At 60.4% G+C, this 24,099-nt stretch carries 26 protein-coding genes; 18 read left to right on the top strand and 8 right to left on the bottom strand.

Features of this window, described 5'->3' with window-relative positions; all coding sequences use genetic code 11:
* The first annotated feature begins 250 nt into the window (after positions 1 to 250).
* Positions 251 to 853 carry a glutathione S-transferase family protein gene (locus ACTJLA_RS13680; protein ID WP_034126138.1) on the top strand — a complete coding sequence of 201 codons (603 nt, stop codon included), beginning with the start codon at positions 251 to 253 and terminating at the stop codon, positions 851 to 853.
* A gap of 102 nt (positions 854 to 955) precedes the next feature.
* On the opposite strand, the gene ACTJLA_RS13685 is transcribed toward ACTJLA_RS13680, so the two are convergent.
* Positions 956 to 1,852: a LysR family transcriptional regulator gene (locus ACTJLA_RS13685; RefSeq protein ID WP_105227523.1), complete on the bottom strand. Its 897-nt coding sequence runs from the start codon at positions 1,850 to 1,852 to the stop codon at positions 956 to 958.
* Between the two features lie 111 nt (positions 1,853 to 1,963).
* Here ACTJLA_RS13685 and ACTJLA_RS13690 point away from each other — a divergent pair, with 111 nt between their 5' ends.
* From ACTJLA_RS13690 to ACTJLA_RS13700, 3 genes are read left to right on the top strand one after another with little or no spacing between them, the layout of a single operon-like run.
* Complete coding sequence (locus ACTJLA_RS13690; protein WP_200583757.1) at positions 1,964 to 3,256, top strand: CitMHS family transporter; 1,293 nt, start codon at positions 1,964 to 1,966, stop codon at positions 3,254 to 3,256.
* A 1-nt stretch (position 3,257) separates the two neighbouring features.
* Entirely contained in the window at positions 3,258 to 4,583 is a 1,326-nt protein-coding gene (locus ACTJLA_RS13695; protein ID WP_314549763.1) for an acyclic terpene utilization AtuA family protein, read from the top strand.
* Positions 4,580 to 4,900 carry an AtuA-related protein gene (locus ACTJLA_RS13700; RefSeq protein ID WP_034126142.1) on the top strand — a complete coding sequence of 107 codons (321 nt, stop codon included), beginning with the start codon at positions 4,580 to 4,582 and terminating at the stop codon, positions 4,898 to 4,900. Before ACTJLA_RS13695 ends, ACTJLA_RS13700 begins: the two co-directional genes overlap by 4 nt.
* Before the next feature lie 120 nt (positions 4,901 to 5,020).
* Here ACTJLA_RS13700 and ACTJLA_RS13705 read toward each other — a convergent pair whose 3' ends face one another.
* The 5 genes from ACTJLA_RS13705 to ACTJLA_RS13725 all read right to left on the bottom strand — a co-directional run bounded on the left by ACTJLA_RS13705 (position 5,021) and on the right by ACTJLA_RS13725 (position 7,798).
* Positions 5,021 to 5,392 carry a glutathione S-transferase N-terminal domain-containing protein gene (locus ACTJLA_RS13705; RefSeq protein WP_020302241.1) on the bottom strand — a complete coding sequence of 124 codons (372 nt, stop codon included), beginning with the start codon at positions 5,390 to 5,392 and terminating at the stop codon, positions 5,021 to 5,023.
* A 101-nt stretch (positions 5,393 to 5,493) separates the two neighbouring features.
* Positions 5,494 to 6,039, bottom strand: coding sequence for a GTP cyclohydrolase I FolE (folE, locus tag ACTJLA_RS13710; protein WP_014719282.1), 546 nt, complete (start codon positions 6,037 to 6,039; stop codon positions 5,494 to 5,496).
* A gap of 78 nt (positions 6,040 to 6,117) precedes the next feature.
* A complete protein-coding gene (locus ACTJLA_RS13715) occupies positions 6,118 to 6,675 on the bottom strand; it encodes a Smr/MutS family protein (RefSeq protein WP_003192796.1) in 558 nt (185 codons plus the stop codon).
* A gap of 75 nt (positions 6,676 to 6,750) precedes the next feature.
* Entirely contained in the window at positions 6,751 to 7,071 is a 321-nt protein-coding gene (locus tag ACTJLA_RS13720) for a hypothetical protein (protein ID WP_014719281.1), read from the bottom strand.
* Positions 7,072 to 7,207: 136 nt separating this feature from the next.
* Positions 7,208 to 7,798 carry a cysteine hydrolase family protein gene (locus tag ACTJLA_RS13725; protein ID WP_014719280.1) on the bottom strand — a complete coding sequence of 197 codons (591 nt, stop codon included), beginning with the start codon at positions 7,796 to 7,798 and terminating at the stop codon, positions 7,208 to 7,210.
* A gap of 240 nt (positions 7,799 to 8,038) precedes the next feature.
* Between ACTJLA_RS13725 and prmB the strand changes: the two genes are divergently transcribed.
* Positions 8,039 to 8,947, top strand: a complete 909-nt coding sequence (gene prmB, locus ACTJLA_RS13730; protein WP_034126143.1) for a 50S ribosomal protein L3 N(5)-glutamine methyltransferase — start codon at positions 8,039 to 8,041, stop codon at positions 8,945 to 8,947.
* A gap of 128 nt (positions 8,948 to 9,075) precedes the next feature.
* Here the strand turns inward: prmB and ACTJLA_RS13735 are convergent, their stop codons facing one another.
* The gene (locus ACTJLA_RS13735; protein WP_034126144.1) at positions 9,076 to 9,879 is read right to left on the bottom strand and encodes a hypothetical protein; all 804 of its coding nucleotides are present in this window, start codon (positions 9,877 to 9,879) and stop codon (positions 9,076 to 9,078) included.
* 99 nt (positions 9,880 to 9,978) lie between these two features.
* Entirely contained in the window at positions 9,979 to 10,941 is a 963-nt protein-coding gene (locus ACTJLA_RS13740; RefSeq protein ID WP_019818577.1) for an alpha/beta hydrolase, read from the bottom strand.
* A gap of 143 nt (positions 10,942 to 11,084) precedes the next feature.
* On the opposite strand from ACTJLA_RS13740, the gene aroC reads away from it, so the two are divergent.
* The 13 genes from aroC to ACTJLA_RS13805 all read left to right on the top strand — a co-directional run bounded on the left by aroC (position 11,085) and on the right by ACTJLA_RS13805 (position 24,054).
* Positions 11,085 to 12,176 carry a chorismate synthase gene (gene aroC, locus ACTJLA_RS13745; RefSeq protein WP_003192786.1) on the top strand — a complete coding sequence of 364 codons (1,092 nt, stop codon included), beginning with the start codon at positions 11,085 to 11,087 and terminating at the stop codon, positions 12,174 to 12,176.
* Between the two features lie 75 nt (positions 12,177 to 12,251).
* A complete protein-coding gene (locus tag ACTJLA_RS13750; RefSeq protein WP_314549781.1) occupies positions 12,252 to 13,415 on the top strand; it encodes an MFS transporter in 1,164 nt (387 codons plus the stop codon).
* A complete protein-coding gene (locus ACTJLA_RS13755; RefSeq protein ID WP_057977005.1) occupies positions 13,412 to 13,942 on the top strand; it encodes a 1,2-dihydroxy-3-keto-5-methylthiopentene dioxygenase in 531 nt (176 codons plus the stop codon). Before ACTJLA_RS13750 ends, ACTJLA_RS13755 begins: the two co-directional genes overlap by 4 nt.
* Before the next feature lie 209 nt (positions 13,943 to 14,151).
* Positions 14,152 to 14,421 (top strand): response regulator transcription factor, encoded by a 270-nt coding sequence (locus ACTJLA_RS13760; RefSeq protein WP_034126146.1) that lies wholly within the window; start codon positions 14,152 to 14,154, stop codon positions 14,419 to 14,421.
* 329 nt (positions 14,422 to 14,750) lie between these two features.
* A complete protein-coding gene (locus ACTJLA_RS13765) occupies positions 14,751 to 14,912 on the top strand; it encodes a hypothetical protein (protein WP_156359065.1) in 162 nt (53 codons plus the stop codon).
* Positions 14,913 to 14,998: 86 nt separating this feature from the next.
* The gene (locus ACTJLA_RS13770; RefSeq protein ID WP_181125047.1) at positions 14,999 to 16,477 is read left to right on the top strand and encodes an MBL fold metallo-hydrolase; all 1,479 of its coding nucleotides are present in this window, start codon (positions 14,999 to 15,001) and stop codon (positions 16,475 to 16,477) included.
* Positions 16,468 to 17,859, top strand: a complete 1,392-nt coding sequence (locus ACTJLA_RS13775; RefSeq protein WP_054920459.1) for an MBL fold metallo-hydrolase — start codon at positions 16,468 to 16,470, stop codon at positions 17,857 to 17,859. Before ACTJLA_RS13770 ends, ACTJLA_RS13775 begins: the two co-directional genes overlap by 10 nt.
* Positions 17,856 to 18,641 carry a hypothetical protein gene (locus tag ACTJLA_RS13780; RefSeq protein ID WP_054920461.1) on the top strand — a complete coding sequence of 262 codons (786 nt, stop codon included), beginning with the start codon at positions 17,856 to 17,858 and terminating at the stop codon, positions 18,639 to 18,641. The genes ACTJLA_RS13775 and ACTJLA_RS13780 overlap by 4 nt, the downstream gene beginning before the upstream one ends.
* Positions 18,638 to 21,484, top strand: a complete 2,847-nt coding sequence (locus ACTJLA_RS13785; protein WP_072448016.1) for an ATP-binding cassette domain-containing protein — start codon at positions 18,638 to 18,640, stop codon at positions 21,482 to 21,484. Before ACTJLA_RS13780 ends, ACTJLA_RS13785 begins: the two co-directional genes overlap by 4 nt.
* Positions 21,477 to 22,271 carry a hypothetical protein gene (locus ACTJLA_RS13790; RefSeq protein ID WP_054920468.1) on the top strand — a complete coding sequence of 265 codons (795 nt, stop codon included), beginning with the start codon at positions 21,477 to 21,479 and terminating at the stop codon, positions 22,269 to 22,271. The genes ACTJLA_RS13785 and ACTJLA_RS13790 overlap by 8 nt, the downstream gene beginning before the upstream one ends.
* Positions 22,268 to 22,828 carry a hypothetical protein gene (locus tag ACTJLA_RS13795; RefSeq protein WP_054920470.1) on the top strand — a complete coding sequence of 187 codons (561 nt, stop codon included), beginning with the start codon at positions 22,268 to 22,270 and terminating at the stop codon, positions 22,826 to 22,828. The genes ACTJLA_RS13790 and ACTJLA_RS13795 overlap by 4 nt, the downstream gene beginning before the upstream one ends.
* 62 nt (positions 22,829 to 22,890) lie before the next feature.
* Positions 22,891 to 23,505, top strand: a complete 615-nt coding sequence (locus tag ACTJLA_RS13800; protein WP_314549800.1) for a class I SAM-dependent methyltransferase — start codon at positions 22,891 to 22,893, stop codon at positions 23,503 to 23,505.
* Between the two features lie 213 nt (positions 23,506 to 23,718).
* On the top strand, positions 23,719 to 24,054 hold the full coding sequence (locus ACTJLA_RS13805; protein ID WP_054920475.1) for a hypothetical protein: 336 nt from the start codon (positions 23,719 to 23,721) through the stop codon (positions 24,052 to 24,054).
* Positions 24,055 to 24,099 lie beyond the last annotated feature (45 nt).

A 24,099-nucleotide genomic window follows, 5' to 3' on the forward strand; every position in this document is an offset into this window, starting at 1 on the left:
GTTACATGAGTGGGCAACCGCGCTTTGAGGTACTGGCGGGCTTTGTTGACCAAAAGGTCAGGAACTCGCACGAAGCGAATTATGCTTTTGTATACAAATAAAGCAAATAATGTTTTCGATTATCTTGGCGAAAAGGGATGAAAGGCCCAGGCCAAGGGATTTATTCTGCACGACGCCTTGAAACAAGCCTTCGATACCCGCACCTTGTGGGCGCAAGCATTCGGTCAGCGCGGCGAAAAAGGGGAGCCCCATGTACAAGGTTTATGGCGATTACAAGTCGGGCAATTGCTACAAGGTCAAATTGATGCTCAATCTGTTGGGCATCCCGTATGAATGGATTGATATCGATATCCTCAAGGGTGATACCCAGACCCCGGCGTTCCTGGCCAAGAACCCCAATGGCAAGGTCCCGGTATTGGAGCTCGAAGATGGCACCTGCCTGTGGGAGTCCAACGCGATCCTCAACTTCCTCGCCGATGGCAGCGAATTCCTGCCGACCGAACCGCGCCTGCGCACGCAAGTCCTGCAGTGGCAATTCTTCGAGCAATACAGCCACGAGCCCTACATTGCGGTGGCGCGGTTCATTCAGTTTTACCTGAACATGCCCGAGGATCGGCTGGAAGAATACAAGACCACCCACAAAGGCGGTTACAAGGCCTTGAGGGTGATGGAGCGTCAGCTTCAAGCCACGCCTTATTTAGTGGGCGAGCAATTTTCCATTGCCGATATTGCGTTGTATGCCTACACCCATGTGGCCCATGAAGGCGGCTTTGACCTGGCGCCGTATCCGGCGGTGCAGGCGTGGTTGCAGCGCGTGGCCAGTCATCCCAAGTACGTGGCGATGCTCGACTGACTCCCTCGGTCCAATGTGGGAGCTGGCTTGCCTGCGATAGCGTCACCCTGGTGCCCCGGCTAAACCGAGGTGTCTGCATCGCAGGCAAGCCTGCTCCCACATTCAGCGCGGCGGCGTGTCAGGCAGTGCTTTGTTGAGCAGTTCAAAGCAGCGCTGCGCCGCCGGGCTCAAGCCCATCCCGCTACGGCTGATCAACCCGATCTCCCGATTCACCCCGGGATGATCGATGCTGATCCGCTTCAAACCTTCCAGGCTATCGGCCGCTGACTCCGGCAACACACTGATGCCCAGGCCCTGGCGCACCAAGGCCAATACGGTCGACATGTAGTTGGCCTCCATGCCGGCGTTCAGCGTCAACCGTGTCTCATCGAACAGCGTGTCCACTTGCTCTCGCACACTGCTGTCGCGCCCGGTCAGGATGATCGGCTGGTCCGCCAATTGTTCCAGCGTCAGTTGGCGATGGCGGGCGAGCGCATGGCCTGACGGCACAAATGCGCACAAACGATCATTAAGCACGGGCACGAAGTCCAGGCCGTGGCTCAGGCGGGCGCGCACGCCGATGCCGAAATCCACTTCGCCGTTGCGGACCTTTGCGTGAATGCGCTGGGCCACCAGGTCATGCAGGCGCACTTCGATGCCGGCGAAGCGTTCGCGAAACAGGCGCAAGGCCGGGGGCAGGGCGCCAGCGCAGACTGAGGGCAGCGCGGCGATGGTTACCACTCCACGGCGCAAGGCGGCGAGGTCGCGGGAGCCAGTGACGATGTTGTCCAGGTCCAGCAGCAGTTTTTCCATGGGCCCGCGCGCCTCCTGGCCCGCAGCGGTAATGCTCACGTGGCGCGGGCTGCGGTCGAGCAGGGCGACGCCGAGCCAATCTTCCAGTTGTTGCACCTGCACGGTGAGGGCCGACGGCGAAAGGTGTAACTCGTTGGCCGCTTTGGTGAAACTGCCAGTGCGGGCCACCGCGAGGAACGCCTGGATGTGCTGGATCGAGTTCTTCATTTTGTTTTTCCGAACGTGCTAGGCCGAATATTCCAATTTACAAAGACTAACCCGCTTCCAATACTCCAGGGAAAACAATAACCGGCCAACCAGGCCGCCCTGGAGTAACCCATGCTCGCAACCCTGGGTGTCATCACCATCCTGTGCCTGCTCGCTGCCGTCATGAGCAAGCGCCTCTCGCCACTGGTGGCTTTGATCGCCTTGCCGATCATCGCTGCGCTGATCGGCGGCTTCGGCCTGCAAACCAGTGCCTTCATCATTACCGGTATCAAGAACGTCGCCCCTGTGGTCGGCATGTTTGTGTTCGCGATCCTGTTTTTCGGGATCATGACCGACGCGGGCATGCTCGATCCCATCATTGATCGCATCCTGCGCACGGTCGGCACGCGTCCTACACGGATTGTGGTGGGGACCGCGACCCTGGCGTTGCTGGTGCACCTGGACGGCTCTGGCGCGGTGACCTTTCTGGTGACGGTGCCGGCGATGCTGCCGCTGTATACGCGGCTGGGCATTGATAAACGCATCCTCGCCTGCGTGTGTGCGATGGCCGCCGGCGTCAACTTCCTGCCCTGGACCGGCCCGGTGCTGCGTTCGTCGGCGGCGCTGCATGTGCCAGTGGCCGACTTGTTCCAGCCACTGATCCCGGTGCAGATCGTCGGGTTGATCTTTGTCTTCGCCTGCGCCTGGTGGCTGGGCCATCGCGAAGAAAAACGCCTGGGCCTGGGCGCCGGCTCCAGCGTGGAGGCGGTGCCGCAACGAGTGCTCAGCGACAACGACATCAAGCTGCGTCGTCCACGGTTGTTCTGGGTCAACCTGGTGCTGACCGTGCTGGTGATGGTGGTGATGATCGCCGGCTGGGTCGACCCGGTGGTGATGTTCATGCTCGGCACCGTGGTTGCGTTGTGCATCAACTATCCCAACGTGGACGCCCAGCGTGCGCGCATTGACGCCCATGCGAAAACCGCCCTGACCATGGCCAGTATCCTGCTCGCCGCCGGGGTATTTACCGGCATCATGCAAGGCACCGGCATGCTCAAGGCCATCGCCGAAGTGGCGGTGGCGCAGATTCCGGCGGGCCACGGCAAGTTGATCCCGGCCGTCGTGGGCTTTTTGTCCATGCCCCTGAGCATGTTGTTTGACCCCGATTCCTACTATTTCGGCGTGATGCCGGTGATCGCCGAAGTCGGCAAAGCCCTGGGCGTCGACCCGCTTCAGGTGGCCCAGGCTTCGCTGCTGGGCGTGCACACCACCGGCTTCCCGGTCAGCCCGCTGACCCCTGCGACCTTCCTGCTGGTGGGCCTGTGCAAGATCGAACTGGCCGATCACCAGCGCTTCACCATTCCTTTCCTGTTTGCCGCCTCGGTGTTGATGACCCTGACGGCGTTGCTCCTGGGAGTGATTTGACATGAACACCTTGCGCATCGGCTCCGGCGCCGGCTACTCCGGCGACCGTATAGAACCCGCCGTGGAACTGGCCGAACACGGCGACCTGGATTACCTGGTCTTCGAATGTCTGGCCGAACGCACCATCGCCCTGGCGCAACAGGCGCGTATCAGCGACCCGCAAGGCGGTTATGACCCGCTGCTGGCTGAGCGCATGCGCCGTGTCTTGCCCTTTGTGGGGCAGGGGACGGGGCGTCGACGCCTGCGCGTGATCACCAACATGGGCGCGGCCAACCCGCTGGCGGCGGCCAGTGAAGTACGGCGCATTGCTGGCGAGCTGGGCCTGGGCCTCAAGGTCGTGGCGGTGGTCGGGGATGACGTGCTGCATACCTTGTCTGCCGAGCAGTTGCTGGATAACGGCCAGACCATAGGCGCATTGGGTGAGCGGTTGATTTCCGCGAATGCCTACTTGGGTGTGGAGGGCATTCTTAACGCGTTACACGCCGACGCCGATGTGGTGATCACCGGGCGCGTGGCCGACCCTTCGCTGTTCCTGGCGCCGCAGATGTTCGAGTTCGGCTGGGCCTTTGATGATTGGCCGCGACTGGGCCGGGGCACGTTGGTGGGGCATTTGCTCGAGTGCGCGGGGCAGGTCAGTGGCGGTTATTTTGCAGATCCAGGCTTCAAGGATGTGGAGGATCTGGCGCGCCTGGGCTTTCCCCTGGCCGAGATCGACGCCGACGGCAACGCAGTGATCACCAAGGTGGCAGGCTCGGGTGGGCGGGTCAGCCGCGCGACCTGCGTCGAACAACTGATTTATGAAATTCACGACCCGGCAGCTTATTTGACCCCGGATGTGACGGCCGACTTTTCCCTGGTGGGGTTTGTCGAGGAGGGCGTGGACCGGGTGCGTGCCCAGGGAGCCAGTGGGCGTGCCCGGCCTGATCAACTGAAGGTCAGCGTCGGTTATCTGGACGGTTGGATTGGTGAAGGGCAGATGTCCTACGGTGGTCCCGGCGCTGTCGCACGGGCCGAGTTGGCGCGGGAAGTGGTGCTCAAGCGTCTCGCGTTGATCGGGGTCAACATGCAGGACCTGCGTGCCGAGTTGATCGGCATGGATTCATTGCACGGCCCTCGCAGCAGCGTCGAGCCTTGGGAAGTGCGCCTGCGGGTTGCCGCCCGTTGTGACGAGCGCAGCGACGCCGTGCGGGTCGGCAATGAAGTAGAGACCCTCTACACCAACGGCCCGGCCGGCGGTGGTGGGGCGAGCAAGAGCGTGCGTCAGGTGGTGGCGGTGGCGTCGTTGCTGTTGCCCCGTGAAGCGGTCAAACCGAGGATTGAAGAATGAAACTGCACAGGCTGGCCCATTCCCGCACCGGGGATAAGGGCGACACGTCGAACATCTCGATCATTGCCTATCGTGCCGAGGATTATCCGTTGCTGTGTGAACAGCTGACGGCTGAGCGCGTGGCCGAGTTCTTTGCCGATTTACGCGATCCCGATGCGGCACCGGTTCAGCGCCATGAGTTGCCGAACGTGCAGGCGCTGAACTTCGTCCTGCCGGGAATCCTGCGCGGCGGCGTAACCCGCTCGCTGGCCCTGGACGCCCACGGCAAGTGCCTGGGCTCGGCACTGTTGGATCTCGACCTGGCAATACCCACCTGATTTCTGTAGGAGCGAGCTTGCTCGCGAAGAACTCACAGGCATCGCGTTTATTCAGGCAGCCCCCGTTATCGTTGACGTTTTTCGCGAGCAAGCTCGCTCCTACATTGATCGCCGCGGGCTTCAGATCGCAGCGAAGCGCTTGTCCAGGTAGTCAATGATCACCTTGGAGTCATACATCCAGGTGGTCTGGCCGTTCTCTTCGATGCGCAGGCACGGCACTTTGATCTTGCCGCCTTGCTCCAGCAGGGTCTGGCGGTCCTGCTCGTTGTTCTTCGCATCCTTGAGCGCCACCGGCACATTCAGGCGGTGCAGGGTGCGACGGGTCTTCACGCAGAACGGGCAGGCGTGGAACTGATACAGGGTCAGGTCCTTGGCCGCAGCATTGACCTTGGCCTGTTGTTCGGCAGGGCGTTGCTTTTTGCGTGGGCGGGTAAGAAAGTCGCCCGCGATGATGACGTGGCCGAGGCCCACTCGAAGTGCTTTGACGAACATGGCTGAAACCTCTTGCCCATGACTGAGGGGGCGCAGCTTACCTGATTTCTGCAGGCGAAAAAAAACCGGCGATGAACGCCGGTTCCTTCCTGCCCAGCCGGTTACTTGATCAGGCTGAGAAATTCGCTGCGGGTGGCCGCGTTCTCGCGGAACTCACCCAGCATCACCGAGGTGATCATCGACGAATTCTGCTTCTCCACACCGCGCATCATCATGCACATGTGCTTGGCCTCGATCACCACGGCCACGCCCAGGGCGCCTGTCACTTCCAATACGGCGTCGGCGATCTGGCGGCTGAGGTTTTCCTGGATCTGCAGGCGGCGCGCATACATGTCGACAATGCGTGCGACCTTCGACAGACCCAGCACTTTGCCGCTCGGGATATACGCCACGTGGGCCTTGCCGATAAACGGCAGCAGGTGGTGTTCGCACAACGAGTACAGCTCGATGTCCTTGACCAGCACCATTTCGCTGTTGTCAGAGCTGAACAAGGCACCGTTGGTGACTTCCTCGAGTGTCTGTTCATAACCGCGGCAGAGATACTGCATTGCCTTGGCGGCACGCTTTGGCGTGTCGAGCAGGCCCTCGCGGGACACGTCCTCGCCGAGTTGGCCGAGGATCGCGGTGTAATTCTGTTCCAGGGACATGAAACTACCTGTGGGATTTTCGCAAAGCGCAAGGTTACGGTGGCGGACACATCGCTGCAAGCCTGACGATGGCACTTGTTACTCGTCGCGCCCTTCCATCATGGTGCGCTTGAGCATCACATACACCGCGCCGGCACCGCCGTGACGAGCCTGGCAGGAGGTAAAGCCGAGCACCTGGGCATGCTGGCGCAGCCAGGTATTGACGTGACTCTTGATCATCGGGCGCTTGCCGTCCAACCGCACAGCCTTGCCATGGGTGACGCGCACGCAGCGGATTTCGAATTTGGTCGCTTCGGCCAGGAAGGCCCAGAGGGTTTCCCGGGCTTTTTCCACGGTCATGCCGTGCAGGTCGAGGCTGCCTTCGAACGGGATCTGGCCGGCCTTGAGCTTGCGCATCTGGCTTTCCTGCACGCCGTCGCGGGCCCACATCAGTTCATCTTCGGGGCCGACGTCGATCACGAACTGGTCCGACAGGCCGTCCACGGTGGTGGCATCGGTGCGCACGGTCGCGGCCTGGCGCAGCTTGGCGATCTGCGCGCGGTCAGTCTTGGGTTTGCCGGTGTCGGCGCGGTCGTGCTTGATCGGCTTGACGCCGCGCAGCTCGTTTTTGAACAGGGAAAAATCGTCGTCTTGCATGTCAGCCTCCGCGAAGGGCGGGCAGTTTACCTAAATCGCGGCGGCCAGGGCGCAGGAAACGCTATCCAAGCGCCATCAGTCGTGCTTTTTCATCAGGTGAGAGGCGATATTCAACGACAGCGGCTGGCGCATTTTCCGGCGGCTGCGACGCCACAACCACACGCCCAACCACAGCACCAGCAAGCCGATCCCCAGCAGGAGTGCCGAGCCGCCCGGGCTGGCATTCAGTTCGCCCAGGGCGGGCGAATGCCCAAACAGGCCGGCGCCACCAGCGCCTGCCAACAACAAGCCTACTATCGCCAGCAACGCGGCCATGCACGCTACCAGGCGCAGACGCCAATTGCTCGGGCCCTTGGGGCGCAAGCGACGAGCATCAAAACCATCGGATATCTTCATTCCGACCTTTCCTCCAGGGTATCGGCCCTTCGACCGGAAGATACACAGGTTGTTCCGGGGGGAGAGGTAAATGCGCCAAATGAGAGGGCTTTGCGGATGAGCGGAGCAATAAACACGCCGCTCACCGCCAGCAGCATCAGATCAAGTCTTTGGCCAGCGCCAGGGTGGCGAAGTTGTCTGCCATGATGGCCATTTCGGTTTGCTGCACATGCTCGGCGCTCAGGATACCGCCCTTGTAGGGCAGGTCGCGGGTGGCGCAGGCGTCTTCCACCAGGGTGCAGCGAAAGCCCAGGTTCTTGGCCGCGCGCACGGTGGTGCTGACGCTGGAGTGGCTCATGAAACCGCAGACGATCAGGTCCAGGGAGCCGAGGTCTTGCAGGTGTTTTTCCAGGCCGGTGCCATGGAAGGCGCTGGGCAGCAGTTTGCCGATGATGGTTTCGTCACCCTCAGGCTCAAGGCCCGGAATGAATTCGCCGCGCTCGCCCTGGGGGTCAAACAGGCCGCCCACGGTGCCCAGGTGCCGCACATGCACAATCGGGCGCCCGGCACTGCGCGCTGCGGTCACAAGCTGCTTGATGTTCTCTACCGCCGCGTCCATGCCCGAGAGGGCGAGCGGGCCGCTGAGGTATTCTTTCTGGGCGTCGATGATCACCAGGGTCGCATGATTGAGGTTGGCTGCTGCGTAACCGCGACCGCTGAGTTGAAACATCGTCTTTGGAACGGACATTCTGGGGCTCCTGTGAGTGGGGCTTTTGCGACATTGTCCACTGGCTGAGCGCTTCTGTGAATCGCTACTATCGTAAGGTACGCCGTTGCTGGCGTGCAGCCATGTCAAGAGGCAGGCCTGTTTAACACAATGCGGGCAGATTCGATGAAATCCGACGTACGGCGCCAGGTTTTTCGTACATCGTCGGTACAGGTGAAGGCTGTTAGAATCGCCAGTCGTTTTTTCCAGGAGCTTGCCCCCGTGATCACTTCTCGCCTGCGCACCTTGCGCGACCACATCCGTTGGGCTGTCAGCCGTTTCCATGGGGAAGACCTGTTTTTTGGCCATGGCACCGACAATGCCTGGGACGAAGCCCGGCAATTGGTACTGGGCGCCTTGCACCTGCCGTGGGAAATCGCCGACAGCTATTTGGATTGCAACCTGGAAGAAGAGGAAATCTCCCACGTGCAGCGCTTGCTGCATCGCCGTATCCATGAGCGAGTGCCAACGGCCTACCTGTTGAAGGAGGCCTGGTTTTGCGGCATGTCGTTTATCGTCGATGAGCGCGTATTGATCCCGCGTTCACCCATAGGCGAGCTGATTGAAGACCGCTTCGAACCCTGGCTGGCCCAGCCGCCGGCACGCATCCTCGACCTGTGCACCGGCTCCGGTTGCATCGGCATCGCCTGTGCCTATGAATTCCCCGAGGCCGAAGTGGTGCTGGGAGACTTGTCCTTCGAAGCCCTGGAAGTGGCGAACCAGAACATTGAGCGCCATGGCGTCGACGAGCGGGTCTACACCGTGCAGGGCGATGGTTTTGACGGGCTACCCGGCCAGCGTTTCGACCTCATCGTGTCGAACCCGCCCTACGTGGATGCCGAAGATTTCGCCGACATGCCCGATGAATACCAGCACGAACCGGAACTGGGCCTGGCCTGCGGCGACGACGGCCTGAACCTGGTACGCCGGATGCTGGCTGAAGCTGCGGACCACCTCACCGAGAAGGGCCTGCTGATTGTCGAAGTGGGCAACAGCCAGGTGCATGTCGAGGCGCTGTACCCGGAAGTGGATTTCGCCTGGCTGGACTTCAAGCGCGGTGGGCATGGGGTGTTTATGTTGACGGCTGAGCAGTGCCGCCAACACCAGGCCGTTTTCGCTGCCCGGATATAACTGCAGAAACTCGGTCAATGTGGGAGCTGGCTTGCCTGCGATAGCGGTGGGTCAGCTTGCACTTGTGCTACTGATACATCGCTATCGCAGGCAAGCCAGCTCCCACATTTTGATTGCATTTCAATCTATCAGCGGTGTGTGGCAATCCAGATCAACAACCCCGCCTGAAACACCGTAAACGCCACCAGACAGGTGATGGTAAAGCGCAGCCCGCTGTCTTCACGCTTGAACTTGGTGACTTTTTCCTCTTCCTTGCGCAGCTTCACTTCCTGCTCCGCCAGGTTCTGCTCTGCCTGTTGCAGCATCTGCGCGGCTTCCAGGATCTCCACGAACTGCACTTTCTCGGTGTTCCAACTGTCCAGCACGTCGCTGACCTTGCCGGGTTGCACATTGCCCTTGAGGTGCTGCACATCGGCGTAGGCCACATCGAAACCCTGGATACGCAGGAAGTGATCGCGGCGCAGGCGCGTGGCTTCGTTGAGGGCGTCCTTGTTGGCCAGGTCCACGCCGTCGACGCGGTAGTGTGACCACTTCTTCTTCGCCCAGGCGGCGCCTTGGGCCACCAGGAAGCGCCCGATACCGCGGTTAGCCGGCTCGATTTCCAGGCTGTTGCCGGGCCCGAAATGCACGCGGTGTTTATCGTGATCGACCCAGATATCCAGGTGGTTCTGCTCGCGCCGTACTCGCTGGCCCGGTAACTGGATGACCATGCGCAACAGGCTGTGGTGTTTATCATGGCGCTCGGCATAGCCGAACTGCACAAAGCGCAACGGCCGTGCGCCGGTCGCGCGGTCGGTGGCCAGCGGGGCCAGGCGCAGCATCTTGAAATGTTCGGCGTGAACGTCGGCCCACGGCAGGGCCGCTGCGGCGCCAGCTTCGGTTGCGGCCGTAGTTTCGGCGGTAGATTCGGGTGTTGTTTCGGTGGTTGTCATGCGGCGCGATCCTGTCCAAGCCCTGCGAGCCGACAATCTTTTTACTGTCGACTCTGGACTTATCGGCCGTTTTTCCCAGGACTGGAGGCCAATTGCCGCTTAACGGGGTTGAAGTCCTTCGATAAAGCTGACGATACGTTGGCCCAGCTCCGCAGCCAGCGGCAGTTTCGGGTCATTGTAGGAGGCCAGTTGCTGCTTCACGTTATTGGGCACGATGCGCATCACGTGGTTCATGCCTTCGATCACCGTCAACTGCGCGTCGGGCTTGGCCTGCTTCAGTTGCCGGGCGTCGCCTACGCCAACCTGGATATCGTTGGTGCCCTGAATGATCAGCGCCGGCATGTCCAGGCGCGCAAAGGCGGCCGACGGATCGGCGCGGAACAGGCTGATCAGATACGGCTGCACGCTGGGTCGGAAAATACCCTCCAATGGGCGCGGCACGTCGGCGTCCACCTGGCCGGCCTTGAGGTGATCGAGTATTTCATTGCTGCGCAGCAGCAGGGCAGGGGGCAAGTGATCGGCCAGTTGCTGACGGATCACCTGGTCCACCGGGCGGGCGCTGCCAGACAAGGAAATGACCCCGGCCGGTTCAAGTTGCGGCGCGGCGAGGGCGGCGACCAGCGCGCCCTCGCTGTGGCCCAGCACAATCAGCGGGCCCATGCGCTTGTCGGCCTTGAGTAATTTGCCCCAGGCCACGGCGTCGGCCACATACGCCTCCAAAGTCAGGTTGCGTTCATCCGGCGTGGCCGCCAGGCTCGCGGCCACGCCGCGCTTGTCGTAGCGCACGCTGGCGATGTTATGCCGGGCCAGTACCCAGGCCAGGCGCTTGAGGCTGTCATTGCGCGCGCCGTCGGCGCTGTTGCCGTTACGGTCGGTGGGGCCGGAGCCGGCGATGATCAGCACCACCGGCACCGGTTTATCCGATTGCGGCAACAGCAGGGAGCCAAAGAGTTGGCCGCTGCCGGTGTCCAGGCTGATCGGGCGTTGCAAGACAACAGGGGAGGCGGCCTGGGCCACGGCGGTGAACAGGGTGAGGGTGAACAGCAGAACTCGCAGCATCATAGCGCCATCATTGGAGAGGTGCCGGTTGGACCAACGTCTACCGGTAAGGTTTCGAGGATGAACTAGTCGGTTAGCCTGCGTATACTGGCTGTCTTAAGTTATTACGGTTGACTTGATTCAACTGATTTCACGGAGCGCCCTGCATGTCCGGCAATACCTTCGGCAAGCTGTTCACTGTCACCACCGCGGGCGAAAGCCATGGCCCGGCGTTGGTCGCCATTGTCGACGGCTGCCCGCCAGGCCTGGAGCTGAGCCTGGACGACCTGCAGCGCGACCTCGACCGCCGCAAGCCCGGCACCAGCCGCCACACCACCCAGCGCCAGGAACCGGACGAAGTCGAAATCCTCTCCGGAGTGTTCGAAGGTCGCACCACGGGCTGCGCCATTGGCCTGTTGATTCGTAACACCGACCAGAAGTCCAAGGACTACTCGGCGATCAAGGACCTGTTCCGCCCGGCCCATGCCGACTACACCTACCACCACAAATACGGCGAACGCGACTACCGTGGCGGTGGCCGCAGCTCGGCGCGTGAAACCGCCATGCGCGTGGCCGCTGGCGCCATCGCCAAGAAATACCTGGCCACCCAGGGCATCGTCATCCGTGGCTACATGAGCCAGTTGGGCCCGATTGAAATCCCGTTCAAGACTTGGGACAGCGTCGAAGACAACGCCTTCTTCTGCCCCGACCCGGACAAGGTGCCGGAACTGGAGGCCTACATGGACCAGTTGCGCCGCGACCAGGACTCGGTCGGCGCGAAGATCACCGTGGTGGCCGAAGGCGTGAAACCGGGCCTGGGTGAGCCGATCTTTGATCGCCTCGACGCCGAACTGGCCCATGCGTTGATGAGCATCAACGCGGTGAAAGGCGTGGAAATCGGCGCCGGCTTCGCCTGCGTATCCCAGCGCGGTACCGAGCATCGCGATGAGATGACCCCTGAAGGTTTCCTCAGCAACAACGCGGGCGGCATCCTCGGCGGTATTTCTTCCGGCCAGCCGATCGTGGCGCACCTGGCGCTCAAGGCCACGTCGAGCATTACCACGCCTGGCCGTTCGATCGATGTGCACGGCAACCCGGTGGACGTGATCACCAAGGGCCGCCACGACCCGTGCGTCGGCATCCGTGCCACACCGATTGCCGAAGCCATGATGGCCATCGTGTTGATGGACCATCTGCTGCGCAACCGCGGGCAAAATGCCGATGTGCGCGTGAGTACCCCGATACTGGGCCAACTGTGATCGCCTGGGGCAATGAGCGAGCTTGTTGTGGCCAGCGAGCTTGCTCGCGCTGGGCTGCGCAGCAGCCCCAATAACATGCTCCCACCGCTCCCATACTGGCGCCTCTCCAGCTTCTACCTCTTCTATTTCGCCCTGCTGGGGGCGACCGCGCCGTTCCTGGCGCTGTACTTCGATCACCTCGGTTTCTCCAGCGCGCGCATCGGCGAGCTGGTGGCCATTCCCATGCTGATGCGCTGCGTGGCCCCCAACCTGTGGGGCTGGATCGGCGACTACACCGGCCGGCGCCTGGCCATTGTGCGCTTCGGCGCGGTGTGCACCCTGGCCAGCTTCTGCCTGATTTTTGTCAGCAAAACCTACGCCTGGCTGGCGCTGGTGATGGCCCTGCACGCGTTCTTCTGGCACGCGGTGCTGCCGCAGTTTGAAGTCATCACCCTGACCCACCTGCACAAGCAAACCTCGCGCTACAGCCAGATCCGTCTGTGGGGCTCCATTGGTTTTATCCTCACCGTGGTGGTTATGGGGCGCCTGTTCGATTGGCTGAGCCTGGATATTTACCCGGTGGTGGTCGTGGTAATCATGGCCGGCATCATCGGCGCCAGCCTGTGGGTACCGAACGCGCAGCCGGCCAGCCACGGCAACCGCCTGGCCGGCGATGGCTTTCTCAAGCAATTGGGCAGCCCAGGCGTGCTGGCGTTTTATGCCTGCGTGGCGCTGATGCAAATGAGCCATGGCCCGTATTACACCTTCCTCACCCTGCACCTGGAGCATTTGGGCTACAGCCGTGGCGTGATCGGCCTGCTGTGGGCGCTTGGGGTGGTGGCGGAAGTGCTGATGTTCCTGGCCATGAGCCGTATTCTTGCGCGCTTTTCGGTGCGCCGGGTGCTGCTCGCCAGCTTCTTGCTGGCGGCGCTGCGCTGGTGGCTGCTGGGTTCATTTGCCGAGGTTTTCTGGCTGCTGCTGGTGGCGCAGTTGATGCACGCCGCCACGTTCGGCAGCTTCCACGCGGCGGCGATTGCCTTTGTGCAACGCAGCTTCGGTGACCGCCAGCAAGGCCAGGGCCAGGCCCTATATGCCGCGCTGGCCGGCACCGGCGGCGCGCTCGGCGCCCTGTATTCCGGTTACAGCTGGAATCTGCTGGGGCCAACCTTCACGTTCAGTATCGCCAGCCTCGCGGCGCTGGCCGCCGCCATTATCATTGGCCTTCGATTGCAAGAGCCGAACCAAGGAACCGTGCAATGAGCTATGTAGCCGTCTACTCCATCGCCACCCCGGACACCCCGAACAAAGTGTTGACCCATGCCGACGACATCCAGTCGACCCTGGCCGAGCACGGTGTGCGGTTCGAACGCTGGCAGCCCAGCCCAATCGAAAAGGGCGCCAGTGCGGCGCAGATGATCGCCGCGTACCAGGCGCAGATCGATGCTCTGGGCTACGCCGCTGTTGAAGTGGTCAGCGTGACCCACGACCATCCACAGAAAGACGAGTTGCGCGCACAGTTCCTGGATGAACGTACCTACAGTGAAGATGAAGTGCGTTTCTTCATCGCAGGCCAGGGGCTGTTTACGCTGCACATAGGCGACTATGTGTACAGCTTGCGCTGTGAGAAGAATGACTTGCTGATCATCCCGGCCGGTGTACCGCACTGGTTCGACATCGGCGAAAACCCGCACTGTGTGACACTGCGTTTGTTCAACACGGCCCAAGGCGTTGTGCCCTCTTTGACCGGTGATGCGATTGCCGCCCGCTTTCCAAGGCTGGATGACTAAGCATAGATAACTGAATGTTCAACCCTGGCAAGTTGGAAGTTGCTGTGGGAAGAAACTTAATTATTTGTAGGGCAACGCTGTTTGTTCGGTGCTGTGCGCTTTGATTCCACTCTTTATGTAACTCTCTGTTCGGCGTCAATGTTTATGCCATCTGTCAATGGGAGGAATCCGAAAGATGGCAGCGCATCAGCAGATATAAGGAGAGAACAATGAGTGGCCCCGAGGAGACGTATCGCCCGTTGGTTATCGTGCCGACGGCTATCAGAAAACGCATGAGCTTGTCCGGCAAGCCCCTGACTTCCACCGAGCTGGAAATCCTGCGATGGGCCTCCGAGGGCAAGACCGTCTGGGAAATCAGCCAGATTCGCGCCACCTCTGAAGCCACGGTTAAATTTCATCTGCGCAACATCTACGGCAAGTTGGATGTCACCAACCGTGTACAGGCAAAGAATGAGGCCGTCCGCCAGGGCTTGTGCTGAAGGCACAAAAAAGGGGTGCGACGCCAATGGCGCCGCGGCCCTTTTTTGCGTTTGAATTCGCTCAACTCGAAGACGCCCATTGATGCAAGAGCCCTTCTGCTTCTGTTCACGCACTCAGACAAGCTTTGCGATGTGTATTTGCGCCGAAAAACTAGAGTTCTCGCCTTCTTGTCGGACGTTTCCCAAAGATGCTGTTGCCGGCCATTTTCCATTGCGTGCACCCTACCGGAGTTCTAGTGTTGGCATGTCGCTGCCTATCCGCGACTCGGCTTTTGCAAGTGCCATTACCCTTTTGGCATACCTGCAAACACTTAGACAAGGAGCAAGCCATGAACCAGAAGATCCAGGAAGGTGCGACCGCACCCAATCATCAAGACGTCGAGAAAGTATTCTTCAGCAAGGAAGAGTTGCAGGTCTTGAGCGATGCCATCAAGAAGTCCAAGACCCGTGTTTCCGAAACCAAGGCTGCGAGCTGCGCGTACCACCGTTGAACTGACCCCGAAAAAGCAAGAAAGTCCTTTCTTGCTTTTTCATTTTTTGGGTACTGAGTATTCAGTTGTCGATCAGGGAGGTGGACATGAGGGCGATCTTTATCGGCCATCAAACGTGGCTAGTGGAACATGGAAGTACAAGGATCCTGATTGACCCGCTGTTATGTGAAGACTTCGGGCTGGTCGACGAGTACCGGATCGAGATCTATCCGCCGCGTACCGTCGATGCCGCCGCACTTTCCGATATAGACCTGATTTTCCTCAGTCACGAACATTCCGATCATTTCGATATCAAGTCGCTGAATCTGTTACCACGTTCCGCCCAGTTTGTGGTGGGGGCGACCATTGTTGAACCGGTCAAACAATGCATCCGTGACCTCGGATTTACCCTTACGCAAGTCAACGACACCGATCAAATGCGGGTCGGCGACTTGAGCCTACGCTTCTACCCGGCGGATCCGAAGACCGCCTTCTGGGAAAGCCGGGTCACCCAGGTGCATATCGAGGAGGCCGAGCAGTCGAGCGGTGGCATCTTCATTGCTGTGGATGCCCTGGTGTCCGAAGTGTTCAAGACCGATATCGTCGCAGGACGACTGGTACCGCCCAAGCTGGTGATCGTCTCGAACAACTCTAGGGTATCGCCTCCAGGAGCCTTTCAGTCCCTGGAAAACTGGGGCAAGAACGCAAGTGACAGCAACCGTAAAGTCGGTCCGTTGGGGATTGGTGTGCTCAGCGCCGTGCTGACCGGCTACATGGACGATTTTCCGGTGCAACCCGAGAACATCGCCCTTTGCGGTGGTGGGTTCATCAAGCGCCTGGGCGGTTTCGCCGCTTTCCCGTTTTCCGATCAGCCGACATTGAGCCGCTTGGCCAATCAGCTCAGCCTGGACACCAATATTGTCGGCCTGCTGCCAGGCGAAGCCTTTGCCCTGGACACTGATCCCAGGCCGCAGGCGGTTATCGACTGGGTTCAGGTGGATAAGGTGCAGCACAACTTGCTAATGGAGGAGCTGGACCAGTTCATCGATGCCCGCAAGACCGTCGAGGTGGTCGCATCGGTACGCCCGGACGTGCAGGACGCCGAGGCGTATGAAGAGTTGCTGCGACGTGCGCAAGCCGAGCTGCAACGCCTGGCGAAAAGCCTGATGTTGTTTATCACCGGACGCAAGGTGTTGGCGATGTCTCACTACAACGGGTGCAAGCTCGGGCCGAAAAGAATCGTTTTTAGTTTTGTCGCCCATGCCTTGGGGCGTCAGGACAGCTATGCACTGAATCTGATCAGCGGCCAGTTCGAGGCTGAGGCGCATAACCAGCTCGAATCGCTGGTGGGGCTGTATCCCTTTGGAGTATGCCTGCCCTTGGTGGACTTCATCGGCATGGTCGAAGGGGACCTGCAGGTCTGGGACATCGTCGGCGTTTCGGTCCAGTCCTGGTTTGAGACCGGCATCTTCGATGGCCTGATCCCGTTCTTCTACAGCTATTACGGCGAGAACGGCAGCCCTGAGCTCTTGGCGAAAATCATCTGGCGCAGCATGCGCAATCTTGAGGTGTGCCCATGCAACTGACGATGATCGGCCACGAAAGCTGGTCACTGCAGGCTGGTGATTGCCATGTGTTGATTGACCCGGTGCTGGGTGGTGGCTTCGGTTCCGATGCTGACCGGCAGTTTGCGATAATCCCGGCGCGCAACGTCGATCTGCAGCGTATGCCGGCGGTGGATGGCATTGTATTGACCACCGAGCACCTGCAGCACTTTCACCCGCCCTCCTTGCGCCGTCTGTCGTCGGACTGTGGGCATTTGCTCAAGCGCAAAGTGGTCTATGTCCCGGAACTGTTTCCCGGCGCGGCCGAGGCGATTGTCCGTGCATGCGGTTACGAGGTGCGGCGGGTCGATACTCAGGCAGAGTTCGTTATCGGCTCGCTGAGGCTGCGCTTCTACATGCCCTTCACCGAGGTACTGTTCTGGGACAGCCGGGTAGCGTCGCTGCATGTCGAGCATCAGGGCCGCGAGGCGGTGTTCATCCAGTCCGACACCCGAATCGCCGACGTCTACTTTGCCGATGTCAATAATGGAGCCGTTGCCTGGCCCCAGGTCATGGTTATGACCAATAATTTCCAGTGCAGCGGGACGCAAGGGCCGATTGGCCTGGACAACCTGTTGCCGGTGCCGGACCAACGCTACACCCGGCTGTCCGGCTTGCGTCTGCTGGACGAAATCGTACACAGACCGATGCGCCGACTGAACCAGGTGCCGACCCTGCTCCTCGCGGGCAATGGATATCGCGATCCCTTTGGCAAGACGCATCACCCCTGGTCGAACCTCGAACTTGCGCAGATCTGTAGCGAACTGTCTTTGTTGCGAGCGGTGCACTCACTGACACCCGGCGAAAGCTTTGACGTGGCGCCGGCTCGGCCTGGCGAACCGGCTGGCTGGATCTGCGCATCCGAGGAACAGATAGGGCCCTGCCCACCGAAAGGGCGACGCCAGACGGTCTCTCTTGATACACAGCGGATCAAGGCCCATCTCGACGAAATGGCCAGGACCTGGCTGATTACTCGCTACGGCCAGGTCCTGATGGCTCAGAGCAACTACCTGGGGCGCCCCGTTAGTCCGTGCCGTGCGGTGCTGCAATTGATCCGGGACGACGGCGCCGGTCACCAGTGGGTGCTGGATGTGTCCAGGGTCGAGTTCATCGAGGTGCCGGACGAAGGCGAGGGGGCGATCAAGCGTTATCCCTACGGCATCCGTGTCGACCATGGCGATTTCTGCAAGCTGGTTCTCGGCGAGTTGCAGATATGGGAGCTGCTCAACCTGTCGGCATCGCAGTGGTATGTCTGCGATCGCTATGACAGCCCACTGGCGTTCTGGCTCGAGTATTACAACGAGCAAGTGGACTATGGACGTGCCTTGCGCAGTTATGAGCTGTCCCTGGTGACTGCGCCATGAGCCGGCAAAGAGCCTTTGAGCATGTGCATCTCGAACTCCTCGGCGCAGCTCAGGTACAGCAGCAGCGACAGGCGCTTGCCGAGCTGTTGGCCGAGCGTTATCAGGTTTTGCGGGTACTTGGCCAGTCGGTGAAGTCCCTGGTCTGCTCGGGCGTGTGCGTGGCCTCGGGCGAGCAGGTGGTGATCAAACGTTATTTCGATGAGGCGGCCTATACCGCCGAAGCCAGCGGATACTTGCTGTTCCGCTCGGGGCCGATCGCAGGCATGCGCTGTCAGGATGCGCGGCACCAGGTACTCGTGCTGGAGTCTCTTCAAGGGCGTTTGCCCGGTCCGGCCGACCTGCCTGAAGTGATCGCGGCCTACGCGGCGATGCATGCCACGGCCCTTGCGAATATCCAGCGGGTCATGGGGCACCGCAGTACCCCTGAGTTTCTCGATCCCTGCCTGTCGTCGCGCTGCCGTTTGCCGCCGTTCGACCTGCAATGCATCAGCGTCGGTGACTGCAAGTCGGAGCATCTGCTCGTTACCGTGGATGGCGTGCGCATCCTCGACTTGGAGACTCATTCCCTGCAGCGCAGTGTGTGGTTCGACATCTTGTCCTTGAGCCGCTTCCTGGGGGTGGGGCCGGTAAGTTCGTGGAGTCTGGAGGAATGGGTGGCCCGTTACTGTGAGTGCCGGAAGATTCCCGCCCACTATTATGATCTGCAGAAAATCCAAGACTGCCTGCTGCGTGTACAGGCCCTGGAGCCTGGTCGGGTGTACTGCGAGGAGGCGCTGTCGTGAAGTGGATGTACTGTTTTACGCCGACATTACGCTATCAGCCGTTCGCTCGCTCCGAAGAGCGAGCTTTCGCCGACGGCTTTTTCGGCTTGGCCTTCAGCCTTGCGCCCTGGGCGGTCGGCGCTTATGTATGGGTGTCGTTGTTGCAATACGCCGTGCCGCTGTTGTTCATCTACAAGCTGAGCACACTGGTGGCGGCCCAAGGCATCGTCGATATTGTACTGACGGACACCGTGCTCCTGGCGTTCTTGGCCATCAGCGGTTTTTTGCTGATGGTGAGCGAGCTCAATCTGGAACGCTACATCTCCCTGACGTTATGCCGCGAGTTCGAGCGCCTTCTGGCGCGCAAGATGCAGCCCCGTGTAGATGTGTCGGTGCTGGAGCGGGTGGTTTCGCGGGATTTCAGCGTCATTCTCGATGGCATCGGTGCTAGCGTTAACCTGTTGGCTATTCCGGTTTTCCTGCTGCTTTCAATCCTGCTGGCGTTGTTGGTCTTTGGCACGGCAGGTTTCTGGGCGGTTGCGGTGATCGGTGTGTTCCTGCCGCTTTCCTATCTGCTGTCCTGGCTCTCAGACCGCAACTACCAGCGGATCATGGATATGGCGGCGCAGCGTATCGAACGGTGTTCGGCATGGTTGCGTAAAGGCCCGTGGCTCAAGCAGTTCGCCGACCGGACGGTCTTGCAGAGCATCGAGCGGACACTGGGGGGCGAACGCTGCCTGCGCAACCTGGATACTCTATTGCGTGGTGCCGACAGCTACATCATCGGTTTCGGTCGCTTGATTCCCTTTGTGTTGCTGGGGCTGCTGGGCACCTCGGAATCGGCCACGGTCTGGGAAGGGGCGATTTTCTGGCTGAGCATCCCGTTGCTGGCGGCGGTGCTAGCGCTGCCCCGATCCTATGTGAGTTACAAGGCCATCGGCCGCTCTCTGGAAGCACTCAATGGTCTGTATCAGAATTCCTCCAGGCATTCGGTGCTGCGACCCGCCGCCGCCGATCTGGCCCGGGGCGTGATCGAGTTCGATGCCGACTGGCCGGTCTGGCCTGCGAAGCTGGTCGAACTGATTCCTGGCCCGCTGGAGAGCCAGCGCGAGGACCTGCACGCGTTGCTGGGCGCTTTCCGGCTGGTACCCGAGCTGGGGCCGAACCCACAGCAGGTCCTGCAGCTGCCCATCGAGCTGGACGGGAGCAATCTCTCTGCCGGACAACGCCTGCGCCTGCAACTGCTGCGCGGGGTGTTTCTGGCCCGTGCCCAGGACGGAACCCTGAATATCGACCACGACCTCTCGGCGTTGGACGCTGCGGCCGCGCTGGCAGTGAAAGACGCCTTGGAGTGCCTGTCCTGGGTAAGCTTCAGCCCATCGGCAGCAAGAGCGATAGCGCAGCGCAAAGGCTCACCCGTGCAGGTTAGTGAGCGGACGGCTTCGACGGTGCCGGCTAACTGCCGGGCACTGGATCGCTTCAGTCTCGGCGATCTGTTCAAGTATTGTGGCTGGGGTGTGCTGATGTTGATGGTGCCGGCGCTGATGATGAGTTATGCCGCCAACCTGACGCTACCAGAGGCAGGCTTCTCGCCTTGGCAGGTTGTGTTGTATGCCGTGGTCGGGGTAGGGGCAGGAATCGCTGCCGGGCTGTTTATCGAGAATCTGTTGCGCAGCCGCTTTTCCCGCTTGTTCACCGATGGCTTGCGAGACATTCGGGTCACTGGCCTGGCCGATGCGCTGCAGGTGGTTTCTCGCGACGTCACCACGACATTCGAACGTATTGCCTGGTATGCCCACGACATTGCCTGGATTATCGCGCTATTGCTGTGCAATGGCGTGGCCTTGTGGATGGGGTTCGGCCTGTTCGGCATCGCGGTGGCGCTGCTGTTCAGCGGCTTGCTGGCGGGGTTGTACCGGCTTTCGATCAACGAGCTATATCGGACCCGGGTGGAAAGCGTTAAGGGATTTGACTCCCTATTGCGCTCGGCCCATGTGACGTTTTCTATTTCCCGGGCCGGTGGCGTGGGTTTTGAACGCATGGGAGATTGGCTAGCGCTCACTCAGCGGGGGACGATAGTCGAGGGGGTGAGGCATTTCTACACCACTCGCATGCGCAGTGTTATCACCCGTACCGTCACGGCAGCCAGTTGCACTTTGCTCAGCGACCTAGTGATTGTTCTGGTGGTCCTGATGGGCTGGCTCTACCGGCCCAGCGATTCGGCTTTTGTGCTCGCGGTCACGGCTTTGTTACTGGTGCGTTCCGATCTGGCCAATGTGTTTTTGGCCGTCACAGGTTTCAAGTCGCAGTCGGTGTCGGTGGAGCGTCTGCAGCATTTTGCCCGGCCCAAAAGCTCGGTGGTCGTGGCGATTGCTGGGCAAAGCCTGAGCATTGCTCCCTTTATTGCTCAACATGCCTATCGTGCCCTGAGCCTGGAACGGAGCCGGTTGTATTCGCTATCGGGGCACTCCGGTTCTGGCAAGAGCGATTACCTCAAGGGCGTGGCCGGTATCACCGACGTGATCATCGAAGAGGCGGGCATGGTGAAGGCCATGACATCAACCTGCTATTACCTGGACAGTAATTCCCTGGCGCTGCTCGGCGGTGAACCCGGGGCAAGCGGCTGGCTGGATACTTGGCTGAGCGCGTTGCCGGAGGACCGCCATCATCTGTTGTTGCTGGACGAGCCGTTCAGTGCTTTGCGCGCGGAGCAGTTGGCCGAGCGTGTGCAAGCGTTGCACCTTTACGCCGAGCGTAGCGGTAACACCCTGGTGCTGGTGGATCATCGTTGCCGACTGGAAAATGACATAGAGCTCGGCGAGCTGGTAGTTGATTGCCCGGAGCGAGGAAAGACTCATGGATGAGCCGATTCTGTACTTGGGCGACCGGGGGTTTCTTAAACGTTACGGCAGTCCTTACTCGGCGCAACAGGTCGAGGAGATCGCGCGCAGGGTTCTGGCCAAATCCGGACTGGGCCTGGCCAGCGGCGACTGGTCCACAGCCAAGGCTGTCAGCAATGCCTTGGCTGGGGGCGCACGAACGCGGCATATCTATCATTCGCGGTTTTTGCTGCGAGTCACCGAGCAGGCAACGGGGCAGGGCGTCAGTGTCCGTCAGATCCAGGCCAACCCGGAGTACTACTACACGGCTCCTGGATATACTTTCGCCGCCGATGCGCAACAGATAGCCGAAGACCTCGATATCATCCACTACTGCCAGCCGGGCCTAGTGACCCTAGGGGGCGACTGGCTGGACATTCTGCTTGCGCAACAGCAATACGCGCTGCTCGAAGCGATCCTGCAACAGATGGAGGCGGCCATTGCGATTGCCTCGCGAATTCTCCTGGGGTTCCACCCCAGCGCCGGCTTCCTGCAGGTGCTGAGAGAGCGATCGTTCGCCGGCGCCGCGGTGCCGGTCAACCTGCTGAACATGCAATGCCCAAGCTACGCCGGCTACTTGCGCCAAATCAAGGCCCGATCCCGCCTCTACGCCGTGCATTGCCTGGCGGGCGGCGATATTCCGCTGGCGCCTGCGCTGCACTACGCCTTTCATCATCGGCAGGTAGACGCTTGTATCGTCGGCGCTACCCGTACGCGGCATATCGAGGCATTGACGGCCTGCGAGGCTGGCTTCAGGAGTTCGATGAGATGAACGTGATTCTCATGCGCCGTGCGAGGAAGTTCGATGAGGAGTTATTGCAAAACCACCTGCATACGCTGCAGTGCGCACATGGTGACCTGCTAGTTCTGTCCGGGTGCTCGACCTGCTATGCCCCGGTCCTGTCGCTGGCTGGCAGCTTGGGGATCCAGACCCTGGTCTTCGAGCAGGAGTTCTACGATCCGCAGCAGGTCTATGGGGCTCGCAAGATGGATTGGTTGTTCGATTCCTATGCTGGTCGCTACGGTAGCCAGAGCCTCAACACTCTCTACCATGTATTTGCCATCGAACTGGAAGCGATTCTGCACCGGTACAGCGAAAGAACCCTAGTGATCTATCTCGACCAGTTACTGCTCGAAATCGCATATGCCGTACTTGCCGGTCTGCCATTGAAGATGCTCCAAGGCTTTTCGCTGTACCTCGAAGAGCTGAGTATCGCGATCCTCGCCAGGGTTCCGTTCAAGGACGGGTTCCAGACACTGCTGCTGAAATCGAATGTAACGCCGGCGCAAGCCTTCGTCGGCAGGCCCGAATTGAAACTGGTGCGGTAACGCCGTCTGCCTGTTGGAGTGATCGCCGTACCTACCCGTGATTGACGAGAAAAGGAGTGTTCATGGACCCGCAACGCAAGGACTATCTGGCGACAGAGGCGGTCTACACCGGCGATTCACTGCGCATCGGCAACGAGTACGTCATGCATGAGTGGGAGAGGCCACTGATCCGCAGGATGGTCGAGGACCTCAAGCTCACGCCTGATGACCGGCTACTGGAAATCGGCTTCGGTATGGGTATCTCGGCCAGCATCCTGCAGGAGTTCGGCCAGGCGTCCCATACCATTGTCGAGCCCCACCCACAGGTGCTGCTCCAGGCCGAGCGCTGGAAGGGCGTACGTAAGAACATTCAGTTGCACCCCGGCTACTGGCAGCAGCTTGACACCAGCAGCCAGCGTTATTCCGCGATTTTCTTCGATCCGTTCGCCGATGAAATGGCGGCGGTTGACAACGAAAACCTCAGGTTCCTTAAGTTTGCCGCGCAGTCGCTGCTCGATGATGGCGGGCGCCTCGCCCTTTTCTGCATCCGGACCTTGCTGCCGCAGGAGTACCAGCGTGTGATGTTCGAACACTATCGCCGCGTGGAAATCAGTTCCGTGCAGGTTGCGCCCAGGGATACGGCCAACCCCACGGCGGACTTGGACGGAAAAATGATTTCAGTCGTGCTGCACAAATAGCAAAAGCCTCGAGTCAGCCATCCCAGGTCCGCTCGCCGGACATGCTTGGCTCGACATAAAAAACCATTGGTAACAATAACGGTGATAACGGTGAGCAATCTTACAGCGCGTCTTGGCCTAGTCGGCCTTATCTGGTTTTTTGGCAGCCATGCATGGGCTCAGACTCAGGCCCCGACAGCCCCAGCCTCGGCCGCCACCTCCTCCAGCAAAGCAATGACCATCATTTTCGAGCCGCCCAAGGGTCAGGAAGAGGCGTTCCTGCATACCTTCGTCACCTCTCAGGCTGCGCACATGCAGACTTATGCGGGTAAGTCGAAGGAAGGGGTCAAGGTGATCAACCTGATCCCCACCGAACTGGGCGAGCCGCTGATCCACCTGATGATCTACCGCGACCCTGCGACCTTCGAGCGAGCCAAGCGGATATTCGCTTCGCGCGAGGCCATGAGCGGCTATATCGACGGCCATGTGAAAGCCTACGGCGGTTACCACATTCCCAAGGAGTACCTGCGTCACACCAAGGTGTACATGAGCAACGTACTCACTGAGTAGTCGAAGGAATTACTCGGCCGCCGATGCAGCGGCCGATACGCAGAG

It is taken from the genome of Pseudomonas sp. 22072, from assembly GCF_052046095.1.
GTDB classification, from domain to species: Bacteria; Pseudomonadota; Gammaproteobacteria; order Pseudomonadales; family Pseudomonadaceae; genus Aquipseudomonas; species Aquipseudomonas paracarnis.